Origin of the sequence: Paraburkholderia sp. BR10936, assembly GCF_040965735.1 — a bacterium.
Classification (GTDB): domain Bacteria; phylum Pseudomonadota; class Gammaproteobacteria; order Burkholderiales; family Burkholderiaceae; genus Paraburkholderia; species Paraburkholderia nodosa_A.
In genome coordinates, this window is record NZ_JBFRCM010000050.1 from 1 (window position 1) to 5,758 (window position 5,758).

General features: G+C 56.4%; 9 protein-coding genes. All 9 read right to left on the reverse strand.

Translation table 11 applies throughout. The features are described from left to right. Positions 1-424: 424 nt before the first annotated feature. Complete coding sequence (locus tag AB4Y36_RS40230) at positions 425-730, reverse strand: hypothetical protein (protein ID WP_368685910.1); 306 nt, start codon at positions 728-730, stop codon at positions 425-427. A 248-nt stretch (positions 731-978) separates the two neighbouring features. After that, positions 979-1,455: a DUF3788 domain-containing protein gene (locus AB4Y36_RS40235; RefSeq protein ID WP_368602212.1), complete on the reverse strand. Its 477-nt coding sequence runs from the start codon at positions 1,453-1,455 to the stop codon at positions 979-981. 44 nt (positions 1,456-1,499) lie between these two features. Next, a complete protein-coding gene (locus AB4Y36_RS40240; protein ID WP_342949714.1) occupies positions 1,500-2,003 on the reverse strand; it encodes a DUF417 family protein in 504 nt (167 codons plus the stop codon). A gap of 201 nt (positions 2,004-2,204) precedes the next feature. Continuing rightward, on the reverse strand, positions 2,205-2,654 hold the full coding sequence (locus tag AB4Y36_RS40245) for a GNAT family N-acetyltransferase (protein ID WP_342949713.1): 450 nt from the start codon (positions 2,652-2,654) through the stop codon (positions 2,205-2,207). Between the two features lie 167 nt (positions 2,655-2,821). Further along, complete coding sequence (locus tag AB4Y36_RS40250) at positions 2,822-3,292, reverse strand: pyridoxamine 5'-phosphate oxidase family protein (protein ID WP_368685911.1); 471 nt, start codon at positions 3,290-3,292, stop codon at positions 2,822-2,824. 88 nt (positions 3,293-3,380) lie between these two features. Then, a complete protein-coding gene (locus tag AB4Y36_RS40255; RefSeq protein WP_342949712.1) occupies positions 3,381-3,800 on the reverse strand; it encodes a cupin domain-containing protein in 420 nt (139 codons plus the stop codon). A gap of 54 nt (positions 3,801-3,854) precedes the next feature. Beyond that, entirely contained in the window at positions 3,855-4,550 is a 696-nt protein-coding gene (locus tag AB4Y36_RS40260) for a glutathione S-transferase C-terminal domain-containing protein (protein WP_342923972.1), read from the reverse strand. A 120-nt stretch (positions 4,551-4,670) separates the two neighbouring features. Next, the gene (locus AB4Y36_RS40265; RefSeq protein ID WP_368602210.1) at positions 4,671-5,216 is read right to left on the reverse strand and encodes a carboxymuconolactone decarboxylase family protein; all 546 of its coding nucleotides are present in this window, start codon (positions 5,214-5,216) and stop codon (positions 4,671-4,673) included. A 188-nt stretch (positions 5,217-5,404) separates the two neighbouring features. After that, the coding region (locus AB4Y36_RS40270; protein WP_368685912.1) for a nitroreductase family protein at positions 5,405-5,758 on the reverse strand (354 nt) is incomplete at its 5' end.

The window sequence follows — 5,758 nt, forward strand, 5'->3', positions numbered from 1 at the left end:
GCCGAACTAGGGCTGACCGGCGACCTGCGGTACTACGCGAACCGGATCGCCGAGGCATCGCTCGCTGAAGGAGAATCTACCCACGCGTGTCCCGTCGATGTTTCCGTGGCCCTCGTGAGTGATTCGATACTCGCGGTCGACGCGACGACGACGCGGATGCGGGCGGCGAGACACTAGCGCCTGTTCACATTCTCACCTGCTGGCCAAAGGCGCACACCAGCTGCGCCTCCTCCGGCCTGCGCTTGCCGCAGTGGGTCAGCGCCTTATTTTTGTGTGCCCCCCGCGCCGCTCGCGGCAAATAGCGCTCGCATGGTACGGAGTCGCTGTGGAAAACATCAGAGTGCTGACACCCCGTTCCACAGCGCCGCTACATCCGAGTCTTTGCAACTCAATCCGGCTATCAAAGCCTAAGGCGCCCCACCACTTACCCACGAGCACTGATTTTTAGCGTATTGGCAGCTGCCGAACTCATCTCTTCGTTGGCCACGAATACGATAAGTGCATCTCCATCATTGAGCTTTCCAAGCTGTGCGCGCAGTCGCTCGTCGACGCGCTCAATCGAATCAAGAACCACGATTCTGATTTCACCACGCGTCTGGATGTCGTCAAGGTCACTCAGTCTGGTGACACCATCCCCATAGCGAATATCGACGAGAACCTCTCCGCATGGGAAGCTGTATATGCGAGTTTGGCTGTTGGCTCCGGGTTTGGAAACAAGCTTCTGGGGCATTGTAGGTATCTCAAGTTCTGGCGTATCGCCTTTCCTAATCGACGACGGGAGAAAACGCTCGCGACGGTTTAGCCCAACTCAGCCGGAGCCCAGATTTACGTGCACCTTGGTGATTTTTACGCAGGTATCCGCGTGACCTTTGCGTGCCGGTCAGCCACGGATGGCCCGCAGAAATTTATATGAGGTGCGGAGCGAAAGCGCAAACAGGCGGTGCGCAACAATGCAGCCACCGCCCATGTGATACCGGGCTACAACCCGCGAAAAGGTGTAAGCGTGGGGCGTTTCATCCTCATGAGATCTGTCACCTCAACTCGGTCATCCACCGACAGGATTGGAATTGTCATCCATTTCCCGTCATGATAAGTCCGGGATTCGTCGTACTGTTTGACCAGCGGCGGACTCCAGAAATAACGCCTTTCTTCAAACTTCTCTCGTTCGGCCCGGCCCAAGACGACCAATACGGACAACAGCCTGTATGCCGGAAACAGACTGCAAAACGCCCTGTTCTCCTTGTAGCGCAGTGCCCAACCACGCTTCTTGCCGCCATATATCCAATCCGGCGTGAAAACATTGGGGTAAAACTCGTCGATCCAGCTTCGCAGTTCGCCCCAATGTTCGAACGCCTCCGGACCCAACCAGTCGCGGAGAGTACGCTCATCCGGATGCGAGGATTTGTCAGAAATTCTGTCGCCTATCTCAGCGCTTCGTGCGGTTTTGCTTTCCATTCTTCATCTCCTCAGCTTATCCAGATATTTAACTTTCCATCAAATCACCGCCGTGCGTCGCCGTGCGAAGTCCGGAGCGACCCCAGCAAGAGCGTCAACGATGCAGCCAGCAGGACGAGGTCTTTAAGCAGGAACTGGCCGGGCAACGCCGAAATCGCAGGAAAGCCACCTGCAGTCGCTTCGGCGACGCCAGGGGTGCTCAACATGAAGGTAAGCGTGATCAGATAGGTAGCGGCCGACATCGCAGCGCCCAACGCAGAGAAAAAGGGCTGAATCGATCCGATAATTAGAGCGACTGCGGTCGACAGCTCTAGCAAACCAATCACATCACTTGCCCCTTGAACACCGAACGCAGAATTCAACCAGCCCATGATAGGACTATTCACGATAAACGGCGATATTCCAGTCGCTTCATAGTGGGTGAATTTCATTGCTCCGAACCACAGAAAGATTACGACAAGCGCCCACCTCAGCAACAAAAGACCAGTTCGAGACCCAACGCTCCGTTCTGCGATTTGAAAGCGAAACTGACTTGTACGAATGCTCATTTTGATTTCCCGATTCAGTATGTTGAAGGGTTTTTTACCGATTCACAGCTTTACTTTTCCGATAGCGACTCCGGGACTAACTTCGACCGAAATAGTCACGGAAACGTTAGACACACTGGAGATCCGACCGACGCCACCCGTTATTTCCATCCAGCTCGCGACGCCTCGCTAGTCTCCAGGTAAAGGCAGGACAGGTGAGATTCACTTGAACACCTTCCGGTACTGTATAAAGCCAGAGCGCTCTCCCACGGCGTCGTAGAGGAGCCTGCCTGGATAGTTCGTTTCGTGAGTCAACCAGTGCACCCGAGGAGCTTTTCGAAGTTTCGCAGCCGCGTACACATGTTCGATCAGTGCGCGACCAATGCCACGCCCACGTGCGTCAGGTGAAACAAACAGGTCCTGCAGATAGCAGTAGTCGGCAGATGTCCAGGTCGACCTTTGGTAGACCGTGTGCGCGAAGCCGCAAGGTTGACCGCATGTCATGGCGAGCACCGCGTGCATCGGTTCGTTGGGGTCGAGGAAGCGCTCCCAGGTGTTGCGCGTCACAGCGTGCGGTATATCAACCTTGTAAAACCGCTGATAGCCTTCCCAAAGTGGCAGCCACATATCGAAATCGCTATTTTCGATGGCTTTGATCTCAACTGATTGCATAGAGTTATCCCGAAGTCCTATGGCAGTAAAGCGATGAAGCGCAACCATGACCAAACCACAGCATCAAGCAATACGATCATTCACAATTAACTTCAGTCTCATGGGCAATTTCTTTCCTCCGGTCGCGAAGGCGTGATTCGGTCGAACCGCAGGTTGACATTTAAAGTCTATTCCCCGGTTAAGCGCATACCGTACTTCCGACGGTACGTACTCTGTATCTCATCTTGACTGCGAGGCGGCTCGGCAAAGATGTGCGCAGGGGAGAGCAATGAAGACATCGAAGTAACATCAATCCTGACAACGTGTTCGACAGGATATTCAGGCCCGTTGCTTATACGAACCCAGTCCGCGATCGTTGAGTATTCGTCACCGTCAGGCGGCAAAATGAACGCCTTTCCTCTGAACCGGTAACCACGCCTCAGGAACACGTCGACTACGTTGATCTCGACGGCGGCGTTGGCATTCAAATTCCTCAACGTCCCGGGCGACGCGATATCGGCGAAGTAGAGCTTGCCATTCCTGACCGTTAAGGAGGCCTTTGGCGAAAGATTCGGCGTCCCATCCTCATTGACCGTCGCGACGAACGACAGTATTGCCCCTCTTATGATCGCTTCGGCGTCTGCGGTGATTTCAATCATGGATTCACTCGTCTGAAAGGACTTCCTGCGCATTGAGAAAAAACTCTCCAGTGCCTCGCAGGATTCGTGTTTGTCGGAAAAATTCCCGCTATCTGAGCGGCGTGGTTAGCGCTTTGTCGTCCGTGTCGAGGACAAACACGGCAAGCAATTTCGCGGGTTGAGTTTTGCTCGCGTTTCGGCTGATTGAATGTATAGCGCCGGGCGGTTCTGACCAGCTCTCACCCGCGCGATAGATGCGGGTTGGGCCGTCATTCACCTTGGACTCTACAGCGCCCTCGATCACGTACGCGTAAATGAATGCGGATTTCGCGTGGGTGTGAGGAACAGATGCCGCGCCGGGCGCGTACGTAACTTCCAGTACAATCACCGATTTGCCGGGGACGTTGGGGATCGCTGCGTCGAAATTCTTCGTGACGGTTTGTCCGTCACCGTCGTGAGCTTCCGCGGAATCGGCGGCCATCGCAGCTAGTGCAACGAAGCTGGCAATGATGATGTTCCGTATCTTCATGGTCTTTTCCTTCTGCGTGTCAGCGAGGCTATGCGGCTAACTGCCCGGCCTGATTCAGGCTGACGGCATCTCGAGGCCGCGCTGCACAGCAGGGCGTGCGAGACCGCGATCGAACCAACGCTGGACATGAGTGAAGCGATCGAAGCCGACAAGGTCGCGCGCCTCGTAAAAGCCAATCAAGTTACGAACCCACCCGAGCAGAGAAATGTCGGCAATACTGAAGTCATCGCCCATCACCCAGTTGCGTCCGGCAAGCCGAGTGTCGAGCACGCCGAGCAAACGCGCGGCTTCCGACGCATAGCGGTCGCGCGGGCGCTTGTCTTCGTAGGCTTTCCCGGCGAATTTGTTGAAAAAGCCGACCTGTCCAAACATGGGACCGACACCACCCATCTGCCACATCAGCCACTGGATCGTCTCAAAGCGAAGCGCTGGGTCCGTGGACAAGAACTGCCCCGTCTTGTCGGCAAGATAGAGCAGGATCGCACCTGATTCGAACAATGCGATCGGGCGGTTCCCGGGACCGTCTGGATCGAAGATCGCCGGAATCTTGCCGTTCGGGTTGAGAGAAACGAAAGCAGGTTCCTGGTTTTCGTTCGCCAGGATGTCGATACGATGGGCCTCGTACGCCAGGCCCGTCTCCTCCAGCATGATGCTGACCTTCACGCCGTTGGGAGTCGGCAGTGAAAAGAGCTGGAGCCGGTCGGGGTGTTGCGCTGGCCAGCGCGTGAAGACTGGATGCTGAAGGGTCATCTTTTTCCTTGATCGGGGACGGCCAGCCATTTAACGAAACTGGCTGACCGTCCCCGCGAATGGTGCCCCCAAGAACGTCGCTCTCGGGTTACCAACGTCATGGGCGTCGCAGTCTCGAGCTCAGATCGAACCGGCCGGCGTGACAGCGGGGAAATCCATCTCGGGATCGAACACGTTATTGAAGAAATTCGTCAGGGAATACATGGCCACCAGTGCGACGATTTCCATCACGTTTGCATCCGTGTAGCCCGCTTCGCGAACTGCGTTCAGGTCGGCGTCGCCCACCTTCCCACGGGTTTCGATGACCTTGCGCGCGAACTGGACAGCCGCATCGCGCTTCGGATCGGCGGCGTGGCCTTTGCGCGCGAGGATGATTTCTTCCGCCGGCAGTTTCGCCAGATGCTCAGCGGTGAAACTGTGGACCGTCAGGCAGTAGTTGCAACCGTTCACTTCGGAGACTGCCAGGCCGATGCTGTCGCGCGTCTTCACATCGAGCGCCTTGCTCAGGGAGCCGAGCAGGTAGGCCCAGGCGTTGAACGCGATCGGGCTTTGCGCGAACGCAGCCATCATGTTCGGCGTGAAGCCGATATTCTTGGCGAAGCCATCGAGCGTTGCCTTCGATTCGGCGGGTACTTGTTCCGGCGTAAGAATGGTGGTACGGGTCATGATAGGATCTCTGATTAATTCGTACTACTTATTAAGAACGGTTCATTTTTGAACCCTTCTCTCGGATTGCTTCGTGCCCGGGCGCGGGTCGAAGCCGTTCAGGACTTCAGTTGAGCGTCATCTTGCCTACGACTACCCTTTTCGCGGCTGGCTGGACGTTATACGTAGTGAACACTCCAGCAACACGCTTAGACGAGGTCGAGCACTTCGTCCACGGGACGACGCGGCTTTTGCGCCCAGTTGCCTTGACGCTCGGCACCGACAGCGAGCAGAAGCGCGGGCACTTCGTCATCGGCCAAGCCGAATTCGCGATGAACCGCCTCAGCGTCGAAGCCGATCATCGGCGTGGACCCCATACCCAGCGAGCGGGCAGCGTAGATCATTGCCGACGCGCCGAACGTTGCCGTGCGTACGGCTTCGTCGCGACGACGCTGCGGATATGCCATATATAGTTCGCGTGCCGGGGTCTCCCACTCCGACACCATCGTCGCCGGCATGACGCCTGCTTCGACCAGCGGAGCCAGGCGATCCGGAATCACGCT